Below are 20903 nucleotides of genomic sequence, written 5' to 3'. Positions count from 1 at the left end.
GTTCAGAGTCCCGCGACGCCATCGCACCCGTGGGACGCCTCGATGCATGGCGGAACCAGCCAATTGTTCAATTCAAAATGAACAGAAACCGGTGACATCCTGTCAGCCGGCGGGGACGCGGCTTTGCCGGTGCCCTCGGACCGAGTCACAGGCTCGGGCGCTTCGGCAGCAGCAGCGAGAAAAGATCGACATCGACGACCTGCTCGTGGCCCAGGAATTCGAGCAGCACCTTCACCCGGTCGCGTCCCGGCAGCACCTGCACCACGCGGCCCTCGAAGCCGCTCAGCGGCCCGTTCGCCAACTCGACTTCGTCGCCATCGTCGATCTGCGGCACCAGGGTCACCGTGTCTTCCGGCGCATCCTCCTCCTCGCGGTGGTGGACCTCGCGACGCAACAGCTCGACGAAGGACTCCGGCACCTCCGGCACCTCGGTGCCGAATTTCACCAGTCCGGTGACGCCTTGCGAGTACTCGACCATGCGCCGCATTTCGACGATGTCGAACCTGGCCAGGATGTAGCCGGGGAACATGGCTTCCACCCACCAGACCCTGCCGCGACGCGTCGCTTTCTTGTAGCGCAGCCGCGGACAAAAAACCTCCACGCCCTCCAGTTCGCGGAGGTGTCCCGCCGCCAGGTGCTCGCGCTTCGGGGCGGTCCGCACGCAGTACCATTTCGGTTCCTCGTCCATCACTGCCCCAGGAATTTCTGCAGGATCGGCAGCACCATGCGCCCGCGCCGCATCCAATTCTCCAGCCGCTCGACCCTCTCGTCGAAAAACCCGCGCACCGCCGGGTCCGTCTCCCGATTCACCGCCTCCTGCAAGGCCATGACCTTGGTTTCCCCACTCTCCAGATGCGGGCGCACCTGCTCGCGGATGAACCCGCCGACCAGCGGTTTCAGCTCGGCCGCGGCCTCGAAATAGGTCCGACGCACGCCCACCACCTCCAGCTCGCGCACCGCGCCGAGGCTTTTCAAGGTCCGCAAGCCCTGGCTCGCGGAGCCCTTGCTGATCCCCAGGCGCTGCACCAGGTCATCGAGCGACAAGGGTTCCCGGCTGACAAAAAGCAGGCCGTAGATTTCCCCCACCGATCCGGGAAGGCCGAGCACCCGCACGCCATCCACGAAGATCGCGATCGATCGCCGCTCGATCTCCGTCAGCGCGTCCCTGGTCCCGTCTTCCTTCAACTCCGGCACGGGCTGGCGATAACGGTCCGGGTTTGCCAGTTCAATTCAAAATGAACATTCACCTGCAATTGAAACCGGGCTTGTCCGGAAACGGAGGTGCCCCGTGAGCGACGAAGCGCGCCCGGATTTTTGATTCAGCATCGGCCGGGCGCCTGCTTGGCTCGGCGGTCATGAGCACCACCTCACCCACCGTCGGCGTCCTCGGTCTCGGCATCATCGGCGCCATCTGGGCGGAGCGCTACCACGCGGCCGGAAAGCTCACCGCCGCCTGGAATCGCACGCCCCGGCCGGAGTTTCCCCAATGGACGGACACCCCGGAGGACGTCGCGCTCGCCGCCGATTGCCTGCAGGTCGTCGTCGCCGATCCCGCGGCGGTCCAGTCCGTACTCGACGCGTTGCTCCCGGCGCTCAACGCGTCCAAGACCGTCATCCAGTCGAGCACCATCGATCCCGCCAGCAGCGAGCGCTTCCGCCGCCAGGTCGCCGCCACCGGCGCGCGCTATCTCGAGGCGCCCTTCACCGGCAGCAAGCCCGCCGCGGAGGCGGGAAAGACCGTCTTCTACCTCGGCGGCGACGAAGCCCTCTGCGCGGAACTCGATCCCCTGCTGGCCCTCGTTTCGGAGACCCGCATGCGGATCGGCGACCCCCGCCAGGCCTGTGCGCTGAAGCTTTCCATGAACCTCAACATCGCCGCCCAGATGCAGGCCCTGAGCGAGGCCCACGCCATCGCCCGCGGGGCCGGCATCCCGGACGACGTGTTTTTCCACGCGCTGTCGAAGAACGCCTCCCGCTCCGGCCTCAGCGACCTCAAGGAACCGCTCCTGCGCGCCGGCGACTACCCGCCGATGTTCTCGGTGAAACACATGCACAAGGACATGCGGCTGGCTTCCGGGATGGAGGTCGCGGCCGGATTTCCGCTGCTCGAAGCCGTCACCGCGCGCCTCGCCGAGGCGGAGAGGGAAGGCCTCGGCGACGAGGACTTCGCCGCCCTGCGGAAGCTTTTCTGATCTTGCATTCGGCGGGGGCGTCCGGCATCGTTTCCGATGCTCGAAAACCACCACTGCCATGAATGAACTGCTCCAAGCCTGGCGGTCCGTCGACCGCAACAAGATCGCGCTGGCCCTCAGCCTCGTCCCTGGTGCCGGCCACCTCTACAAGCACCACTACGCCGCCGGATTCGGCTTCCTCATCGGTGGCAACCTGCTGGTGATCTTCATCGCGCTGCTGCTCGGGCTGGCGACCTTCGGCCTGTCCGTCGTCCTCGTTCCGGTCGGCTACATCGCTGCCGTGGCGGCTTCCGCCTACTATGCGCCCGACTGGCACTGGCACCACACCTACCTCCACCCCTGGCACCCGGCCCCGCCCGAAGACCTGCGGCCCTGAAAAGGACCGCGCCGGGGCCCGCGTATCCGGCGCATGAAGGTTTTCACCTGCCTGCTCGCGATCCTGCCCGCCGTTCCCGCCATGGCCGGGGACCTCCATCTGGCGGACCGCCAGTGCCGCTCGGTCCACCTCGCCTACGACGCCCCGCCCGCCGCCTGGGCCACCATCGAGGTCACCCCCACCCGCAGCGCGCCCGGCACCTACTTCTGCGCGCTCGGCTTCAGCCGCGGCTACCTCGGCATGCAGGAGCTGGCCGACGGAAAAAAGGTCATCCTCTTCTCCGTCTGGGACTCGCCCGATCCGGACAACAAGACCGACCGGCCGGAAGACACCGCCGAGTCCCGGCGCGCCGGCGTCGTCCGCGTGGGCGAAGGCGTGCGGGAAAAACGCTTCGGCGGCGAAGGGACCGGCAGCCAGAGCTTTTTCGACTACGGCTGGAGCCTCGAAAAGCCCGTCCGCTTCGCCGTTCACGCCGCAGCCGATGGCGGGCTCACCACCTTCACCGGCTACTTCTACGATGCTTCCCGTAGAAAATGGCAGCTCATGACCTCGGTCCGGACCGCGACGCGCGGCACCCTGACCGGCCTCTACTCCTTCATCGAGGACTTCCGCCGCAACCACGAGTCCGCCCGGCAGATCCGCCGGGCGAGCTTCACCGACGGCTGGGTGCGCGAGGCCGGTGGCTCGTGGCAGCCGATGATCGAGGCCCGCTTCACCGCCGACGCGACGCCTGCGGCAACCATCGATGCCGGCCCGGCGGAAAACGGATTCTTTCTCCAAACCGGGGGCGCCACCGCCAACGAGCACGTGCCCCTGGGGCAGCCGCTGCACCGTCCGCAGCCCCCGCGGGCCGCGCCCGCGATGGCCATGCCGGCAGACCCCGGGCCCGTCAGGTGAGCAGGTCGCCGCCCTCCAGCTCGCCGCCTTCGTCGAAGTCCACCTCGCGCACGCGCTTGCGGTCGCGCCAGTATTCCACCTGCTTGCGCAGGGTTTCCCGCAGGTCGATGCCGTCCGGCACCGCCTTGATCGTCACCTGCGGGTGGGACCGGTCCGAGGTGTCGAGATGGAGGTTCGAAAGCCCGAACATCCGGAACCAGAACGGCCGCTCCATGGTCGTGTCCTTCACCCGGTAGAGCTCCACCTCGTCGATCGTCTGGTTGAACACGCCATCGTAGAGCCGCAACCGCTCGGTGGTCAGCTCGTAGACCCGGCAGCGGGTCTGCAGGCAGACCCACACCATCCACGCCAACGGCAGCACCGCCGCCGCCCAGATCAGGGGAAAGCTGAACATCCCCGCCACCGCGATCCCGGCCACCCCGATCAGGCCCGCCAGATACTTGCCGAGATTCAGCCACTGCGACGGACGGCCTTTCCACAGGATTTCCTCAGTCATGCCCGGCACCATGCCGGGTCCCGCCGGCGTCCGCCAGTGGAGAATCGGGCAGCGGTTGGAACGCGGCGCTCAACCCATCGACAGGATGCCGACCAGGTGGCGCAGCTCCTCGTCCACCTCCTCCGGCCCGGAAACGGTCGCCGCCACCTCGCGGCGGACTTTTTCCCGGAAACGCTGGCGCAGCCGATGGATCGCCACCTTCACCGCCGTTCCACTCATGCCCAGCCGATCGGCCAATTCCGCCTGCGAGCCCTCGGCCGCGCCGTCCAGCCACGGCCGCAGCGCGGCGAAACGTCCGGCCCGGTCCGCCTCCTCGGCCTCCAGCGAGGCCAGCGCCCGGCCGATCAAGGCCAGCGCCCAGTCGCGATCGAAGGCCCGGCCGTCGTCCGCCCGGCCCGGCAACCCTGCCGCCGTCAGCGACACATGCTCGGCGCCGCCGCCCCGTTTTTCCGCCACCTCCGCGCGATGCCGGCTGACTTGGAAATGCTTCAGCGCGCCCAGCAGGTAGCTGCGGAACCTCCCCCGCCCCGGCTCCGGCGCGCCGATCCCGCCCGCCAAGAGGCTTTCGAAAAACGCGTGCGCCATCTCGCGGGCCTCATCCTCCCCTTTCCCGCCCCGCCGCAGGAACGCCACCACCGGCTCGTAGTACGCCGCGCAGAGTTCGGAGAGCGCCGCCCGCCCCGGTTCGTCGGATCCACGGGCGCGGAGGACCAGGGTCCATTGGGTGGGATGAAACTGGGACGCCGTCATTCGGGGGACAATTCATTGATGAACTCCTTCAGCTCATCTCCCGAAAGAATCCGCTCCGGCCTCGCCGCCACCTGGCGGAAGGTGCCATCGTCACGCTGGAGAAATACACGGCCCTGAGCCAGATCGTAGTCGGCTTGGTCGATCGTGGCCCGGTTCACGTCGCTCACCCTGATGTTCCGTGAGTTGAAGCTGCCTTCGACACGGTCAGCGCTGCCGGTGAGCTCGACTCGATGAATTTCCCTGCCGACGACCATGAGGATCGGATGCCCGGCGATGTGGACCTGGAGCGCATGATAACCTCCATTCCGGATGACCTCCGAGCCCATCGCGCCCTTCAACTTCACCACCTTTTCTTCCCCGTCCTCTCCGCTCTCGGCCATCAGCCAGAATAGCTCGTGATTGTTTCGATGGCGATTCTCCGGCAGGAATCTCCACGTTTCCTGCTGCTTTTCGAGGTCCAGATCGATCCGTATCTCGCCGCCATCGGCCTGCGGCAGGGAAAGATCAACCTTCGCCCAGGGCCCATCGACCCACCGCGTCCGCTCGAAAACCAGACGGCTGAAAAACCGCAGCACGCCCGGCCCGTTCCCGTCCTTGTCGATCTTCTCCAAAAGCTCCCGCGAGAGGCGCTGGCGAAGAGCCTCCGAGTCGCCGGATTTCGCTGCCCGCAGAGCATCCTCGACCGCCTTCTCCGGGGTATCCGTTTCCGAGGCTTCGGCGACCTCCGCCGCCTCGGCGAGCTTCATCCGCTCAAGGTCCCGAGCCTTCATTTCCGCCACCTCCGAAGCATGCTCCGCCTCGAGCTGCTTCTCCTGGTCAGAGACACTTGCTCGGTAGCTGAAAAACAGCACCGCCGGCACCAGCAGCACCAGCAACCCGAGGACCAGCGCTACCGAACACCCGATGAGCACTCCTTTCGCCCCGGACTTCCCCCGCGGCTTTGTCGGAGGAGGAGGCACGATGTCCCCCGCGCCCTCGAACTGGGTCCTCACCTCCGTCGCGCTCTGCTGCCTGAGCTCCCTCTCCTTTTCCAAAGTCCGCAGCACGATCTCGTCGATCCGTGCGTTGACCTCGGCACGCTGGCTCGGCAGCGGGAATCGGCCCAGCGGCAGCTCGCCGGTGAGCATCTCGTAGATCACCACGCCGAGGCTGTAGATGTCCGCCCGGTGATCGACCGTGTGCGGCTTTTCCACCTGCTCCGGTGCCATGTAGGCCGCACTGCCGAGCTGGCTGCCGGTGAAGGTGAGCGTGAAGTCCCGCTGCGGATCGCCGACCAGCCGCGCGATGCCGAAATCGACGATCTTCACCCGTCCATCGCGATCGAGCAGGATGTTCTCCGGCTTGATATCGCGGTGCCAGATCCCCTGCGCGTGCGCCGCCTGCAGCGCATCGCAAATCCCCGGCACGATCGCCAGCGCCTGCTCCGGCGTGAAGCGGCCCGCGCGCATCGCCTGGCGCAGGTTCACGCCGTCCACGTATTCCATCAGCAGATAGAAGAAGCCGCCGCTCTCGCCGTGCTCGAAAATGGTGACGATGTTCGGGTGTTGCAGCTTGCCGAGCGTGCGCGCCTCGCGGGCGAAGCGCTCGGCGAAGGCCGGGTCGCGGCCGAGGTCCGGGCAGAGGACCTTCAGCGCCACCGTGCGGTCGAGACTCGGCTGGCGGACCTTGTAAACGAAGCCCATCCCGCCGACGCCGATCAGCCCGAGGACTTCCAGCTGCGGAAATGCGGCCGCGATTTCCTCCAACGACGGCGCAGGCCGGGCGGGCGGCTCGCCGGCATCCCGCAAGACGCAGGCGGGACAAAGCCCGCCCGGCGCGTCGGCGGGGATCGACGACCGGCAGAGGGGACAGGTTTTCGTGCTCACACCGTTTCCTGAGGATTGCGTGGCGCGAGGTTACGGAGAACTCGCCGGGTCTTGCGAGCGCCACCACCGGCGGCCGGGAAATGCGGGCGGAAGTTTTCTCCCCTTTTTTGAAATCGGGCTCCACCGGCCGCGATAGAGGGAAATGACGAGAGGCAGGTTCCGACCCACTTCTCCGACCACATAACACCGATTCGCCGCAAGGCCCGCGGGTGTGCTCGGCTGGGGGGCTGACCACCTGCGACGGACAAGAAATTGACCGCCTCGGACGAATCAAAAAAAGAGACGCTGGTTTCGGGGGAAATCATGCGTCCTTTTTGTTTCCAGCGATTCGTCACCTGGAAAAACCCATTCGCTCCGCCCACCACGCCGGAAGCCGTCAGGGAAGCGGGCCCACAGCCGCCGGCCAGCGGTCCGGGCCTTGGCGCGGGGGTCGAGGATCCGCGACAGCCAGGTCCGCAAGCCGCAGGCACCCTTGTTCCAGGCTGGCTCCGTCCTTGAGCCCGTCGATGAACCTCCGCGGGATGCCCGACAGCCCGGTCTGCGCCCCCACCAAAGCTCCCGTCAGACACGCCCGGCTCATGTTCTGCCCGCCGCCATTGATGGCGTGGAGCACGGCGTTCTCGAAATCGTCCGGAAAACGGGCCGCCAGGTAATACGCCGCGGGTAGTACATACGGCAGCGCACAGGACATTCCGTGGACGATGGAGATCTTCCATGCCGGCTCGATGAGCAAGTCCGGGTCATGCGCCGTCCGCGCCATCCAGGAGGGGAGCAGCAGCGCGTCGGGAGACGCGAACCCAAGCGACGGTCCCGCGCCTTCGTCCTCCATCACCGAACTCTCCGCCGTGAAGCGCACCGTGCCATCCCCGACCTGATCCATGAGCTTGCCGGAAAGTTCCTCATCGAAAGGCTCACCGCGAACCAGAGCTGCCAGCACCAGCGAGAATCCCACACTCTGCTGCACGATGAGGGAATCCGTCTGCGCCAGGCGCGTGCAGTCGAACGAATGCCAAGCCACGGCGGCGGGATCGACCGCATGGCGGGCCGCGATGACGCAGCAGCGCTCGGCCGCCTCCGAGGTGTCGGCGTTTCCCCCGACCTCATCCCATGGCCGGCCTTCATGCACCCTCGCCTGCCACAGTTGCCGAAACGAGTGGTTCGTGAAACCTCCGGGGCCGCTTTCGGCTTGGCCGTCGAGCTTCGGGAGCAGCTCGCGATCAAGCCGCTCGCGGAAATCCAGGCCATCATACCCATCGCAGGTCACGGTCGATTCCAGCAGCATGCGGATGATCAGGCCGGTCTGCGACAGGTCGCCGGCGGACATTCCGGAGTGATAGCGACCTTCCTTGGGAGTCGTGTAGCCATCGATCCACGGTCCGAAGTCCCGCCGCATTTCCTCGAGGTCGTAGTACCAATGCGGTCCGAGGCCGAGGGCGTCGCCGACGAGCGCACCCATGACACACCCGGCGGCGCGATCTTTCAGAGCAGGATCCATCACCGACCTGACCGCAGAACCGGGGCGGGGTCAAATTCGCGGCGAGGGCGAGGACGACTCAGCCGAAGGATCAGCCGCCAGAAAAACCCATGCAAAAATTTGGCGGGGTATTTTGGCGGTTTCCGCAACGGGAGAGTCGGGTGAGCCCCCACTCCCCGCCTCAACCCCTCGCCTTCCCTCATCCATGAAGACCCCACCTCGTCGGTATCCCCACGCCCGAAACCTTGATCGGAGCCTGAAATCCCCCGCCTCCCTCCTGCTGGCCATCGCCCTTAGCGGTGGTGCGCTCCCCGCCGCCACCATCTTTTGGGATGGCGGCACCAGCGATATCGCAGGCAATGGCGACGGAGCCAGCGCCGGTGGCAACGGCACTTGGAACAACACCCTGCTCAACTGGGACGCCGGCAACACGCCGCATGTGGCCTGGACTTCCGGAGACAGCGCCATCTTTGGCGGCAGCGGCGGCAGCGTGACCCTCGGCACCGCCATTTCCGCGGGCAATGTTTCCCTGGGCAACGCCAACTACACCATCGCCACCGATGGCGGGGCTCTCACGCTCACCGGCGGACTCACCACCACCAGCAACTACCACCAGATCGCAGGCGTCGGAGGCCTCGTGGTATCGGGAGATCAAATTTTCAACATCGGCAGCGGCACGCGGATTTCCACCGTGGTTTCAGGCTCCGGCACCATCACCAAGACCGGGGGCGGCATGCTGAGCTTCAACAACGGTTTCAACAGCTTCACCGGCAAGATCATCGTCAATGAAGGCCGCTTCGGCATCAACGGCGACGGTGCATTGGGAGCCGTGCCCGGCACCTTCGTGGCCGACAGCATCACCCTCAACGGCGGCGGCCTGGTCAGCGGCATCGTCAACAACGCCGGCGGCGGCTTTGACAACGGCGGCGTTTTTACCCTCAACGCCAACCGCGGCATCACCCTCGGCGCTTCAAATGGCAGCATTCAGGTCGGCTACGGCAGCGACGGCCGGATGACCATCGCGGGCGCGATCACCGGGGTCGGCAGCCTCACGAAAACCGATGGCGGCACTCTCTCGCTACTCGGCAACAACACCTATCAGGGCGGGACCACCATTTCCGGCGGTGCTTTGTCCGTCGGGGAAATGGTCGGCAACAGCTCCAACGAAGGCTCCAACAACAGCCTCGGCAGCGGCGACGTATCGGTCGCCGGCGGCGCTCAGCTCGTCCTTGCAGGAAACAACCTCACCATCGGCAACAACATCACCCTCAACGGCGCGGCGACCGTCCATGGCCGTCAAGGCGCCTTGGTCGGAGGATTGCAGGACGGCAACAGCGCCAACAAACTCACCGGCACCCTCACCCTTGCCGGCACGGGCAACCGCAGCGTCAGCACCTGGTGGAGCGACAAGACCCTCGAGCTGGCGGGCAAGGTCACCGGCACCGGCACCCTGCAGGTGCTGAACATCCGCGCCGATGGCTCCGGCGGCGGCAGCATCGTCATCCTCAGCAACAACACCAACGACTACTCCGGCGGCACCGTCATTGAAGCCGGCAGCAACCCCACCCTCCGGCTGGCCGCCAACGAGGTCATCCCCGACGGCGCAGGCAAAGGGAACGTCACCGTGAATGGCCGGCTCGAAGTCAACGGTTTCACCGAAACCGTCAACGGCCTGAGCGGCAGCGGCAGCATCGCCCTCGGCAACAACGCCAGCCTCAGTGTCGGCAACAACGACGCGGGCGGCACTTTCTCCGGCCGCCTCTTCGGAGCTTCCACCTCCGTCCTGCGCAAGATCGGCAACGGCACCTTCACCCTCTCCGGAAACGGCGATAACGGCGACGCCCGTGCCCGGGTCGATGCCGGCGTCCTCGTCCTCGGAAAAGATTCTTCCAGCGGCGTCCACGCGCTCGGCTCGGGCGGAGGATCCGATTACGCCCTGAACATCACCGGCGGCACCGCCCGCCTCGGCGGCACCGGCGGCGACCAGATTTATCAAAACTCCGCCGTCAACATGACCGGCGGCACCTTCGATCTCGCCGGCCTCAGCGAAGGCTTCGATGGCTTGTCGGGAACATCCGGCACCGTCACCAACAGCGTGGCTTCCACCACCTCGACCCTGACCCTCGGCCAAAACAACAGCGTCGGCAGCCCCACCTTCGCCGGCACCATCGAGAACGGCGCGGGAACCGTTGCCCTGGTCAAAACCGGCACCGGGACCCAGACCCTTTCCGGAAACAACACCTTCACCGGTGACACCTCGATCACCGGCGGCACGCTGCTCGTCAACGGCAGCCACGCCAGCGCCAACACCACCGTTTCCAGCGGCGCCACCCTCGGCGGCGACGGCTCCCTGGCCGGCACCACCACCATCCAGAGCGGAGGCATTCATGCTCCCGGAAACGGCCCCGGCGTCCAGTCGTTCACCAACCTCACCTACGACAACGGATCGATCTTCTCCTGGGAAATCGATCGCACTCTGACCCAGACCCGCGGCACCGGGTATGACGCGGTCGATGTCTCCGGCACCTTGAGCGGGGGCGGCAGCTCCATCTTCCGCGTGGTGATCGGCGACGCCGACTTCTCCGACTCGTTCTGGACGTCCAGCCACACCTGGTCGGACATCTTCACCACCGACGGCAGCACCCCCGTCACCAATTGGGCCAATTACTTCGTCGGCGGCTTCCAGTATTACAACACCTCCGGCAACGTGATCGGCGCGCCGACCACCGGCAGTTTCAGCCTCGCCGGCAATACCCTGTCATTTAGCGCCGTGCCCGAGACCAGCAACGCCCTTGCCGGGCTCCTCCTCGCCGCCGGCCTCGTCCATCGCCGGCGCACCCGCTGACCCTCCCCACCGAGGATCCCTTCCCCGCCGTTGCTGAGGAAACGGTGACGCATCGGGAAGGGAACCTGTAGAGGCGGACGCTTCCGAAAGCCCGGAAATCGACTCCACGATCGTCCAGTGACCTTCCGCAAACTCGGAAGTCGACTCCACGATCTTCCAGTGACCTTCCGAAAACTCGGAAGTCGACTCCACGGTCGTTCAGTGACCTTCCGAAAACCCGGAAATCGACTCCACGATCGTCCAGTGACCTTCCGAAAACCCGGAAGCCGACTCCACGATCTTCCAGTGACCTTCCGAAAACTCGGAAGCCGACTCCACGGTCGTCCAGCGACCTTCCGAAAACTCGGAAGAAGGGAAACCGCCCTCCGAACGGCGCCGGACTCGCCTTTCCGGACAGGCCGTTTATTTTCCCGCCGCCTTTCCGCGTGCTTGCTTCCGGGCGCGGTTTCAGCAAGACCGGTGTCAATGGGAGGAACCGTTCGGTTGCTCTGCGGGAGCCAGGGTCATGAAACGCAAGCTCGCATCCCCGGGAAACGCTCACGGCCCGTCCGGCCGCCGTGTGGCACTGGCTTCCTTGCCCATCCTCGCGCTGTGGCTGATCGTGGCTGGATGCCGCCCCATCATCCACGAAATCGTCCAGGAGATCGCGGCGGGCGCAGGGGTGAAGGAGGAGGTGATTCTGGAACTCTTCTTCGGCGGCACATGGACCAGGGCGGAGGTCCGGACCACCGCCGGTGCGACGACGGGTGACCTGAAGGTGACCTATACCGGCCCGCCGGGAGAGGTTTCCTTCACCCACTCGGACATCGGTTACACCACGGACCACGTGATCGCCGACTTCGACAACGACGGCGAGAAGGACGACATCGCCTACACCGTGGACAGCACGGTGGACAAAGTTTTCGTCCAGGTCCTCCACGGCAACACCTTCCAGCTCACCCAGCAGATCGACCTCGGGACGAGTTATCCATCCGGCATCGCCGCGATGAACCTGAACCCGGACGTGGATGGCCACATCGATCTGGTGATCGCATGCCCCACCACGAATCTGAGCACCACGGCCGGCACTTACAGGGTCTTCAGCGGAAATGGCGACGGAACCTTTTCAGCCGGCCCGGTGCAGGACCCGATCGGCGGCGCGCCGGTCGACGTGGCGCTGGGTTTCTTCAATGCCGACCCAGACCCGGACCTGGTGATCGCCGACGGGAACGCCAGCAACATGCGCCTGGTGGTGAAACCGGGCGGCCCGGGCGACTCGTTCGGCACCTCCGTTTCCCTGGCTTCTCCCATCCAGCCCGCCGAGGTGAGGGTGGTGGATTTCAACCCCGACGTGGACGACCACGACGACATCGTGAGCAACGGGGCCATCTATCTCGGCGACGGCAGCGGCGGCTTTCCCACGGTCATCCCCATCGGCGAGGGCATCCGCAGCGAGGCGCTGGATGTGGGGGATCTCAATGGCGACGGTTTGCCGGACGTGGTGCTCGGCTCTCCGCAAAAGGACATGGGCTACGTGTTCTTCAACGGGGGCGGCGGGACCATCGATGCCTCGGCCACGCGGCGTTTCCCGCTGAATGGCTCCCCCTTGCAGGTCTGCATCGCGGATCTGGCCGGGCGCGGCGTAGCGGATCTGCTTTTCACCAACGCGGGAGGCGATCCCACGAGGATCCTGGGCGCGGGGGGAGGCGGGTTTTACTGGCCGCAGGCAGTGCCGATGGTCGCGAACTACGCCGCCAGCAACGCCGCGAAGTCCGCCGCCGTGGCGGATTTCACCGGCGACGATCTGCCGGACATCGCGGTGGCCAATGGCGGGATCTCCGATGGGACCGGCAGCGTGTGGGGAAACGGCACGGGGGTGAAAATCCTGCCCGGCACCGGCGGGGGCCGCTTCGGCGCGCCGGTGGCGCTGAACCTGCCGGGCGACCAGATCGTGGCGGGGGACTGGGATCAGGATGGCGACCTCGACCTCGCGATATTGGCGATTGGTTTCAACGAAATGGAGTTGGTCGTGGCGCTCAACGACGGCAGCGGCGGCTTTCCCGCCGCGGGCGTCACCACCACCGGCCTCGGCGGCAGCGATGGCAACGACGCGAACCTCAGCACGCTGCGGACAGGCTTGGTGAATGCCGACGCGGACCCGGATCTGGTGATCGCCCACCGGGGGACCGGTGCCGTATTGGTCCTGACCGGCGACGACGCGGCAACGTTCGCCGCGGAGACGCCGATCGCGATCGGCTCCAAGCCATCGGACCTGCTGCTGGTGGACCTGAACGGCGACCACAAGTTGGATTGGGTGGCCAGCGTCGAGGGAACCCGGGCCGTCTCCTCGCCGCCGCCCGACGGTGCCATCGCCGTGCGATTGGGAAATGGCGACGGCACTTTCGCGGCGGCTCCCAACGTGCTTTCCGGCGTGTTCCCGGTCGGTCTCGTCGCCGCGGATTTCAACGGCGATGCCAAACCGGACCTCGCCACGGTAACGCGCACCGATGCAGGCTCCGCGTGGATCATCCGGCTTCATGAAGGCTTGGGGACGGGCGGTTTCGCAGCGCCGATCATCTGGGACGATGAGCAAACCAGCGTCTCCCGCCTCGTCGCCATGGACGCCGACCGCGACGGCAAGGCGGACCTCGGCATCTCCCGCGCCGGCCAGCGACTTTGGCTGCTGCGCGGCCAAGGGGACTTCACGTTCACCCCCTTCACCACGGCCGGCATCGGCGGATCGAACCTGCTCGCCACCGACCTGAACCTCGACGGCTGGCCGGACCTGGTTTGTCCCAGTGGAAAAGGATATGTCACCTACTTCGTCAATCCCATCCCCGGCCTCGGCATCAAGCTTCCCGTCCTGGAAACGGCACGCACGGGAGGCCACCTGCTGCTGAGCTGGTCCCGCTTCTATCCGGAATACCACCTCACCGAAACCCCCGACCCCGCCGCGGGTTTTTCCCCGTCCTCGCGCAGTGCCACCCTGAGTGAAGACGAACTTTCCTACGATCTCCCCATCGACCTGACCGATCCCAACGAGCCCCGTAAGAACTTCTTCCGACTTGAGACTGAGGAGTAGTCAGGGGGCGGAAACTCGGCCCCGCGCAACGCTCCGGTCGGCGCCCGCAATGCCCCGGTCGGCCCGCGCAACGCTCCGGTCGGCCCGCGCAATGCCCCGGTCGGCCCGCGTAATGCCTCGGTCGGCACGCGCAACACCCCGGTCGGCACGCGCAATGGCCCGGTCAGCACGCGCAATGGCCCGGTCAGCCCGCGCAATGGCCCGGTCGGCACGCGCAACGCTCCGGTCGGCACGCGCAACGCCCCGGTCGGCACGCGCAACGCTCCGGTCGGCACGCGCAACGCCCCGGTCGGCACGCGCAATGGCCCGGTCAGCACGCGCAATGGCCCGGTCAGCCCGCGCAATGGCCCGGTCGGCACGCGCAACGCCCCGGTCGGCACGCGCAACGCCCCGGTCGGCCTTCGCAAGGCACCGCTCGGCCTTTGACTTTGATTTCCGCAGGGACCACCGGAAACTCCTCGCCGATTTCCACCGGGCCAAGCACAAGCCGGTGATCCGGGGCTGAACGCGGCGATGGGAAGGCCATGATGCCGGTCGCGGCGGGAGCCACACGGTCCGTTTCAGCCATCCATCCACCGGCCCAGCGCGGACTCGAGCTTCAGGCCGAGGCGGACGCGGTAGTTTTCGCCGAGTTCGACGGTGGCGCGTTTGCCGGCGGAGTTTTGGAAATGGATCAACACCGGCGTTTTCCCCGGATGCTCGGCGATGGCTTCGCTGGTCGTGGCGGGCAAAGTGCCTGCTGAGACGAGACGCCGAATGCTAATCCATACCAGCAAGACTCTCCATCAGCTCTTCGAAGGCTTCTCCCCCTCCTTCTCCCGCACACCACCGTCGCACAGCCGCCAGTTCCACCGCGTTTCTCTGATGACGGCAGATCAAGACCGCTTGGTCGAAATTCGCCCGGGACTTCCAGTGGATATAGCCTGCCAGTCGATCCTTCACGCTGTCGGTCGGTGAGAGCAAGCGGAGGGTCCGGCCTTTGACTTTGATTTCCGCAGGGACCACCGGAAACTCCTCGCCGATTTCCACCGGACCGCGGGGAAACTCGAGAAAGAGGTGCGGGCAGGACGGGTGCTTGAAGTAGCGCGACCGCGAGGGCTTGAAGCCGATCTCCGCCAACACTGGAGCCAATCGCGTCCGGCCGCTGTCATCGGGCACCAAATCCAGATCGCCAGAGCGATACAACCCGTCGGTATAGATCGAGACGACCGCTCCGCCCACAAGCACGGAGCGAATGCCGGCACCCTCCAAGTGCCAAGCCACGTAGCGCCACAATTCTTCTTCTGTGCAGCTTTTCCAGTCGGGTTCCTCCATGGCACTTGTGACTTGAAAATACGGTCAGATGACCGAAGATGCCGGTCATGATCTCGACGGCGCTCCAGGATGTATTCGGCGGAAGATCGGCGGAAGCTGTGCTTCTCGCGCTTTTCCATCAGGGACATGCCTATGGGAGGGCGGTGTCTCGCGACTTTGGCGTGTCGCTCGATGGCGTCCAGCGTCAACTCGACCGCTTCGAGCGCTCGGGGGCACTGGTCTGCCAGCGCCAGGGGCGCACCCTGATCTACTCATGGAATCCGAAGTCGCGCCTCGCCGCCCGGCTTCGGGATTTGGTGGGTGTGGTTTATGGCGGCCTCGATCCGGAGGTGAAGGAGCAGCTTTTCGCCGAGCGTCGCCAACCCCGGGCCAAGGACAAGCCGGTGATCCGGGGCTGAACGCGGCGGTGGGAAGGCCATGATGCCGGTCGCGGCTGGAGCCACGCGGTCCGCTTCAGCCATCCATCCACCGTCCCAGTGCGGACTCGAGCTTCAGGCCGCGGCGGACGCGGTAGTTTTCGCCGAGCTCGACGGTGGCGCGCTTGCCGGCGGAGTTTTGGAAATGGATCAACACCGGCGTTTTCCCCGGGTGCTCGGCGATGGCTTCGCGGATCTCCCGGAGGTCCTGCTCGGAGTGGCGGGCGGTCCACAAGGCCAGCTCGACAAATTTCGAGTTCGCGCCACCGCCGCGGCTTTTCAGCTCGTTGATCTCGGAGCCGGTGAGGCGGCGGGAGTCGGTGCGTTCACACCGATGCCTGAGGATTCCGTGCCGCGACGTTACAGACAAGTTCGCCCGGATCACGAGATCATCGTGGCTCACAGCTCCTCCACCTTCAGGCGCATGTAGATGCCGCCATCCACCTCCTCCCTCAAGATGCGGATGGTGATGTTATCCGGATCGTCGCCATTGGTTGTGATCATCACGGTGCCGTCGTTCGAGGTGCCGACCGGGATGTCTGTCCAGTTCTCCAGATCGGTGGTCCATTGCACGGTCTGCACGGTGTGGTGGTAGGATGCATCGCTCCGCTTGTAGTGGAAGTAGAAATACCAATCATCCATCGAAGGCTGAGGCAGGATCGCGGTGTCGGCCTGGCCCGGGTGACCGCCAAGGACATATTCCAGAATGGTCGAGATGCCATCGCTATCCGGGTCGCCGGTCGCGGAGACGTCGCCCAATCCGGGGAAGCCTGCGATCCAAGCTTCCAGACCAAGGGGCGCGACGAGAATCTGCTTAGCATCACTGTCATAGCGCAGCACGTAATCCGCGGGCAAGCCGTTCACCGTAGCGAAGCTGCCGGTGAGATTGCCGGTGTAACTGGCGATGACAAAGGAAGAGGGACTGGAGGTGGTGGAGGACTCATTGAGAAGAGTGAGAGTAGAACCAGTGAGGTCCAAATCCCCCATCACCTCCAGCAGGTCACAACCCGTCTGACGAAGCTGGCAGACATAGGTGCCGCTCAACACGGTGGGCCCGGCAATCAGGGTGCCCAGCGGATTGTCGCTGCTCTCATTCGGCGTGACGATGCCCTCAATCGTCACGGCACCGGGAATGGTCGCTTCGCCGGCCAAGGTGGCATCGACCGCGATACTTACCGGACCGGTTCCCAACGGCGTGAGCGGCGGCTTCACTCCACCGGAGTGCGCTTCAAGGCGACCGGCATTCACCACCGTGCCGCCGGTATAGGTGCTGTCAAGGCCGGCCAGCTTGAGGGAGCCGCTGCCGTTCTTCGTCACCTGGCAGGGACCGCCGATCGGAGTGCCTATGAAGTAGTCCTTCGCAGAATTGTTCACCTCCATAGCGGAGGGTTTTGCTTCGTAGGAGCCGCCGATGTAGTAGGCGGGGTCGCCAGTATCGTCGAAGAGGACGCTATCGCCGTCGAAGAAGAAGTCCGTGGGCGTGCCGCTGCCGCTGGTGCCCCAGCACATGGTGGTGCCGCCACTTTGCCAGGTCGTGCCGCTGCGCCAGACAAGGGCTTTCGAGCCGACGTCCACGCTGATCAGCCCCGGGGTGAAGGAAAACACCGCCTGCCGGCGACTGGCCGGATTGTAGAGGGCCAGGTTCGCGGGGCCGCCCGTGAGCGTGCCGGTATACTGAAGCACCGGAATCGGCCCGCTCACAGGGGAGGGCACGACATCCAAGAGCAGCTTGGTAGAAGAGCCGAGATTCACGTCGCCATTCACGGTGAGCGCGTCGCCGCTCATGTCAGCCACCAGGATCGGACTCAGAGAACTACTTGCGAAGACGAGCGAACCGCCGGTTCCTATCACGCCATTTCCCCCAATTGAAGCAAGGTAGTCAACGTAGACCGCGCTGCCGGCAAGACTGCCGGTGAGCTTCGCGTCCACGGAAGGGCCGATGTAGGTGGGCCCAGTGTAGGTATTCGCCCCGCCAATCGTCAGCGTGCTGGTCCCGTAGCCGTCATAGATCGAGAGCCCCGCGGGACCACCGGTCTCACCGATCGCTCCTGTGATGGCGTTGCTGTTCACTTGGTTCAAATCGCCTGTGGAGCGGACCACATAGTTCTTGTTTCCCTCCAAAGTGATCGGGCCAGCCAACTGAGCGTTTGAAAGCACCAGAAGTCCGGAAGAGTAGTCCCCCGCCCCCCAGAAGCTGTCGGAATTCGTGATGGAGACCGGATTGGTGGCGAAAGCATCCTGAACCCAAAGGCTGGACTTGCCGACGAGCGCGATGGGCCCACTGCCAACGCCGCCGACGGGCTCCACTCGAACGCGGGCATTCGTAACGGTCACGAGACCGGAAAACCCGGCATTCGGTGAAGAGAAGCTGAAATCGCCACCGCTGGTTGTGCCGATGAAACCAAGGCTGCCATTCCCACTGAAGATACTGGAAATGATCGGACTGGAGTCGCCGCGGGCGAAAGTGAGAGAAGCCCCCGAGGCGATTTCGATCGGGTGGATCCCGAGACTGCCGGTGCTGCCGGGCGCGGCAGGATTGCCCACGTTCAGATTCCCTTCCGAGACGATGCCAGGGCCCTTGAGCGCACTGTCCGCAGTAAGTGTCACTGTACCAGCCGTGGACTTCGTCCATGTCCCGGTGGTGTTGAGGAGCGCATCCGAGCTTCCCGAACGCAGGTCGATGCTGTCGATGAAAGCGGTGGCATTGTTGAAGGCTCCGCCGTCCAGAAGGAGAGAAGAAGCGCCGACGGTCTTCCCGGAGAAGTCGATGACCCCGCCACCGGCATGGATCGGACCACTCATCGCATAGCTGTTCGCGCCGTCGATGACGAGCGAGCCGCTGCCGGTCTTCACCAGCGAGCCCGCGCCATCCAACGTGCCGGGAGTGGTATCGAACCGGTAGTCCCCTTGCGAGTTGTCGATGGTCACGCTGGCGGGGGCGAGATGGGCACCGAGGGTGATGGTCTTTTCCGCTCCGGGGGCGACCGTGTCGTCAAAGATGACGCTGTCGAAGGATTGGAAGTTGCTGTTGGAGACCCCGTCGTGGAAGTTCGCGAGCAAGCTGTCCCAAGTGCCGGCGGCAGCACCCCCGGCGGTGGCATTGTTCCATAGCAAGCCCGCGCCGGTGCCGGTGATGGTGAGCTGGAGCTTGTTGCCGTTCACCGCCACACTGCCGGTAACACGGGTGGGACCGAAGCTGCCGGAAAGATCCAGGACCGGGATACCCGACCCCGTGATGCTGTCGGCCGTGATGAGATCATAGGTGCCCGTCGGAGTGCCCGCACCGATCAAGGGTCTGATGTTGATGCTGCCGCTCTCCAGGTTCAGCTCCCCCGCCACGTAGGTGGTGCCGGCAGCTACGGCCGGAAGTTGGAGGGCCCCGCCGGCCTGAACGGTGAGTGAGGCGACGGTCCGACCCGCGGTGTCAGAGGCGAAGCACCCACCATCCTCCACGACCACGGGTGAATCCGTCAGAGTGGCGGCGGCAGCGAGTTTCAGGGTGCCCTCCGCAATCGTGGAAGTGCCGGTGTAGAGACTCGGCGAGGCGAGAACGAGGGTACCGGGGCCGTCCTTGGTGATGCCACAGCCCGGAGCCTCCTCGGTGATGGCGGCATCAATCCGCAGGTCGTCGACCGCCTCGCCCTCGGCGATCTCAAAAACCGAGGTGTTGCCTGTATTGCCGCTGCCGAGGTGGAGCCTGCCGAGGATACTGCCCCCGGTAGTGGATGGCAGACCTTGGACGACCGCGTCATCACGAAGAGTGTAGTACTGGGATGAGGTCGAAGAGGGCAGAGTGGCCGAAGTGCGTACCAACCCGGCGCCTATCTTGAGCAGTGGCACGGAATGAATCCCGCCACTGGTAATCTGCATCATCCCGCCATTCAGCGTGATCTCCGTCACCCGGCTGCCAGCCGCAGAGCCCAGCGCTCCATTCGCTGCCACGAGCAGACTGCCGTCATTCACCGTCACCGGCCCGACGACGGTGCCCTCACCCGTGGTGGTATTGGCCAAACTCAGGCTCAACGTGCCCTCATTGACCGTGGTGCCGCCGGTATAGTCATTCAGGGAGGAAAGGGTCAGGGCTCCTGGGCCAGTTTTGGTCAAGGATCCGGCACCGCCGATTCGGCCAAAGACGCGCTGGGTCGTTGCATAACTGGAAATCTCCGGGCCGACATCGAAAGCGGTATCACCGTCCAGCGTGACCTCGCCGCGCCAGGAGGAAGCGCGGTAGCCGGAATGCCAGGTCGTACCCTCTTCGAAAGCGAGCTTCCAATACTGTTGGGAGACATTGTTCTGCGATTGCGCGAGCGTGGCCGCGCTGCGGATCGTCAGGGTATTCGCGTTCGAGGGCAACGAAGTCGAACCATCGATCCAGAAGCGGCCTGACTGGACATCGATGTTGCCGGGGTTCGTCACGCTGACAGAGCCCAATTGAAAGTCGCCGGGCCCGGTCTTTGTCAGAACATGGCCGCCCATGTTTAAGGCTCCGGTCCCATACACGTCCCAAGTGCCGATACCGCCGATGCTGGCCGGAGCCGCAAGGGTGAGATAGCGGACGGCAGCGTAGCGTGTGGTCGTGGAGCCGTTCACCAGACCACCCGCGCCGCCAACACCGGTGCCCGAAATGGTAACACGCTCGTTGCCGAGGGACCGGCCGTTGATATCCAGTGTGGCACCGGAGGAGACGACCGTGCCATTCGAGGTGCTGGTGCCCGTGCCCAGCGGCGTGTTGATGCCAGCCTTCACCGTGCCGGAGGAAATGGTGAAGAGTCCGCTGAAGGTGTTGCTCCCCGCGAGGGTGAGGGTGCCGCTGCCGGTCTTCACGATCGGCGCGGAACCGGCGAGGACGGAGCCGATGGTGACGTCATGACCTCCATCATCAATGGCAGGAGTGCCGGTGAGGTTAATGGTGCCGCCGACCGTGGAATAGCCAGGAGAGCCAAAGGTGAGCGAGGCAGCACTAACACTGCCGGACACCGTAACCTCTCCACCGACGCCTCCGAAAACCGCCTCCGAGCCATTGGTCCATGGCAGATCGCTGCCCGCCACTACCTCACTATCCCAATTCGTCGGTACCGCGGCGGTGCTCCAGACGCCTGCGCCGCCATCAGCATCCGCTGTGGTGGAACTGCCGTCCCAGTAGAGCGGCGTGGCCTGCACGGCGGAAATTGCCGCCGCAAAACAAAAGCATTTCCGTGTACAAAGGGAGGGCTTGGA

16 protein-coding genes are annotated in these 20903 nt (G+C 65.3%); 6 read left to right on the top strand and 10 right to left on the bottom strand.

Annotated elements, in window-relative coordinates; all coding sequences use genetic code 11:
- Positions 1-145: 145 nt before the first annotated feature.
- Both nusG and ABXH26_RS14160 read right to left on the bottom strand, forming a co-directional pair.
- The gene (gene nusG, locus ABXH26_RS14165) at positions 146-688 is read right to left on the bottom strand and encodes a transcription termination/antitermination protein NusG (RefSeq protein WP_353567738.1); all 543 of its coding nucleotides are present in this window, start codon (positions 686-688) and stop codon (positions 146-148) included.
- Positions 688-1194 carry a GbsR/MarR family transcriptional regulator gene (locus ABXH26_RS14160; RefSeq protein WP_353567737.1) on the bottom strand — a complete coding sequence of 169 codons (507 nt, stop codon included), beginning with the start codon at positions 1192-1194 and terminating at the stop codon, positions 688-690. Before ABXH26_RS14160 ends, nusG begins: the two co-directional genes overlap by 1 nt.
- Positions 1195-1355: 161 nt before the next feature.
- On the opposite strand from ABXH26_RS14160, the gene ABXH26_RS14155 reads away from it, so the two are divergent.
- The 3 genes from ABXH26_RS14155 to ABXH26_RS14145 are packed head-to-tail and all read left to right on the top strand — an operon-like array spanning position 1356 to position 3465.
- The gene (locus ABXH26_RS14155) at positions 1356-2192 is read left to right on the top strand and encodes an NAD(P)-dependent oxidoreductase (protein ID WP_353567736.1); all 837 of its coding nucleotides are present in this window, start codon (positions 1356-1358) and stop codon (positions 2190-2192) included.
- A gap of 58 nt (positions 2193-2250) precedes the next feature.
- A complete protein-coding gene (locus ABXH26_RS14150) occupies positions 2251-2568 on the top strand; it encodes a hypothetical protein (RefSeq protein WP_353567735.1) in 318 nt (105 codons plus the stop codon).
- Positions 2569-2601: 33 nt separating this feature from the next.
- Entirely contained in the window at positions 2602-3465 is an 864-nt protein-coding gene (locus ABXH26_RS14145; protein ID WP_353567734.1) for a DUF3472 domain-containing protein, read from the top strand.
- On the opposite strand, the gene ABXH26_RS14140 is transcribed toward ABXH26_RS14145, so the two are convergent.
- The 4 genes from ABXH26_RS14140 to ABXH26_RS14125 all read right to left on the bottom strand — a co-directional run bounded on the left by ABXH26_RS14140 (position 3458) and on the right by ABXH26_RS14125 (position 8071).
- Positions 3458-3961 (bottom strand): PH domain-containing protein, encoded by a 504-nt coding sequence (locus ABXH26_RS14140; RefSeq protein ID WP_353567733.1) that lies wholly within the window; start codon positions 3959-3961, stop codon positions 3458-3460. The two genes, ABXH26_RS14145 and ABXH26_RS14140, sit on opposite strands and share 8 nt — an antisense overlap.
- A gap of 69 nt (positions 3962-4030) precedes the next feature.
- Positions 4031-4711, bottom strand: coding sequence for an RNA polymerase sigma factor (locus tag ABXH26_RS14135; protein ID WP_353567732.1), 681 nt, complete (start codon positions 4709-4711; stop codon positions 4031-4033).
- Positions 4708-6576, bottom strand: coding sequence for a serine/threonine-protein kinase (locus ABXH26_RS14130; RefSeq protein ID WP_353567731.1), 1869 nt, complete (start codon positions 6574-6576; stop codon positions 4708-4710). The genes ABXH26_RS14135 and ABXH26_RS14130 overlap by 4 nt, the downstream gene beginning before the upstream one ends.
- Before the next feature lie 376 nt (positions 6577-6952).
- Complete coding sequence (locus ABXH26_RS14125) at positions 6953-8071, bottom strand: ADP-ribosylglycohydrolase family protein (protein WP_491850100.1); 1119 nt, start codon at positions 8069-8071, stop codon at positions 6953-6955.
- Positions 8072-8255: 184 nt separating this feature from the next.
- Here ABXH26_RS14125 and ABXH26_RS14120 point away from each other — a divergent pair, with 184 nt between their 5' ends.
- The gene (locus ABXH26_RS14120; protein WP_353567729.1) at positions 8256-10895 is read left to right on the top strand and encodes a beta strand repeat-containing protein; all 2640 of its coding nucleotides are present in this window, start codon (positions 8256-8258) and stop codon (positions 10893-10895) included.
- 505 nt (positions 10896-11400) lie between these two features.
- Positions 11401-13956 carry an FG-GAP-like repeat-containing protein gene (locus tag ABXH26_RS14115; RefSeq protein WP_353567728.1) on the top strand — a complete coding sequence of 852 codons (2556 nt, stop codon included), beginning with the start codon at positions 11401-11403 and terminating at the stop codon, positions 13954-13956.
- Positions 13957-14516: 560 nt separating this feature from the next.
- On the opposite strand, the gene ABXH26_RS14110 is transcribed toward ABXH26_RS14115, so the two are convergent.
- Positions 14517-14687 carry a hypothetical protein gene (locus ABXH26_RS14110; RefSeq protein ID WP_353567727.1) on the bottom strand — a complete coding sequence of 57 codons (171 nt, stop codon included), beginning with the start codon at positions 14685-14687 and terminating at the stop codon, positions 14517-14519.
- A 28-nt stretch (positions 14688-14715) separates the two neighbouring features.
- Complete coding sequence (locus tag ABXH26_RS14105; RefSeq protein WP_353567726.1) at positions 14716-15270, bottom strand: hypothetical protein; 555 nt, start codon at positions 15268-15270, stop codon at positions 14716-14718.
- 143 nt (positions 15271-15413) lie between these two features.
- Here ABXH26_RS14105 and ABXH26_RS14100 point away from each other — a divergent pair, with 143 nt between their 5' ends.
- Positions 15414-15668 carry a hypothetical protein gene (locus ABXH26_RS14100; RefSeq protein WP_353567725.1) on the top strand — a complete coding sequence of 85 codons (255 nt, stop codon included), beginning with the start codon at positions 15414-15416 and terminating at the stop codon, positions 15666-15668.
- Positions 15669-15723: 55 nt separating this feature from the next.
- On the opposite strand, the gene ABXH26_RS14095 is transcribed toward ABXH26_RS14100, so the two are convergent.
- Positions 15724-16056: a hypothetical protein gene (locus tag ABXH26_RS14095; protein WP_353567724.1), complete on the bottom strand. Its 333-nt coding sequence runs from the start codon at positions 16054-16056 to the stop codon at positions 15724-15726.
- Between the two features lie 29 nt (positions 16057-16085).
- The gene (locus tag ABXH26_RS14090; protein ID WP_353567723.1) at positions 16086-20846 is read right to left on the bottom strand and encodes an autotransporter-associated beta strand repeat-containing protein; all 4761 of its coding nucleotides are present in this window, start codon (positions 20844-20846) and stop codon (positions 16086-16088) included.
- Positions 20847-20903: the final 57 nt, after the last annotated feature.

The organism is Haloferula sargassicola (genome assembly GCF_040362925.1).
Classification (GTDB): domain Bacteria; phylum Verrucomicrobiota; class Verrucomicrobiia; order Verrucomicrobiales; family Akkermansiaceae; genus Haloferula; species Haloferula sargassicola.
This window is presented reverse-complemented; position numbering and strand designations above follow the sequence as displayed.

Coding starts and splice junctions, on each gene's coding strand:
- nusG (WP_353567738.1), bottom strand. CDS start 688: ATGGACGAGGAACCGAAATGGTACTGCGTGCGGACCGCCCCGAAGCGC.
- ABXH26_RS14155 (WP_353567736.1), top strand. CDS start 1,356: ATGAGCACCACCTCACCCACCGTCGGCGTCCTCGGTCTCGGCATCATC.
- ABXH26_RS14115 (WP_353567728.1), top strand. CDS start 11,401: ATGAAACGCAAGCTCGCATCCCCGGGAAACGCTCACGGCCCGTCCGGC.
- ABXH26_RS14150 (WP_353567735.1), top strand. CDS start 2,251: ATGAATGAACTGCTCCAAGCCTGGCGGTCCGTCGACCGCAACAAGATC.
- ABXH26_RS14145 (WP_353567734.1), top strand. CDS start 2,602: ATGAAGGTTTTCACCTGCCTGCTCGCGATCCTGCCCGCCGTTCCCGCC.
- ABXH26_RS14120 (WP_353567729.1), top strand. CDS start 8,256: ATGAAGACCCCACCTCGTCGGTATCCCCACGCCCGAAACCTTGATCGG.
- ABXH26_RS14105 (WP_353567726.1), bottom strand. CDS start 15,270: ATGGAGGAACCCGACTGGAAAAGCTGCACAGAAGAAGAATTGTGGCGC.
- ABXH26_RS14140 (WP_353567733.1), bottom strand. CDS start 3,961: ATGACTGAGGAAATCCTGTGGAAAGGCCGTCCGTCGCAGTGGCTGAAT.
- ABXH26_RS14135 (WP_353567732.1), bottom strand. CDS start 4,711: ATGACGGCGTCCCAGTTTCATCCCACCCAATGGACCCTGGTCCTCCGC.
- ABXH26_RS14125 (WP_491850100.1), bottom strand. CDS start 8,071: ATGGATCCTGCTCTGAAAGATCGCGCCGCCGGGTGTGTCATGGGTGCG.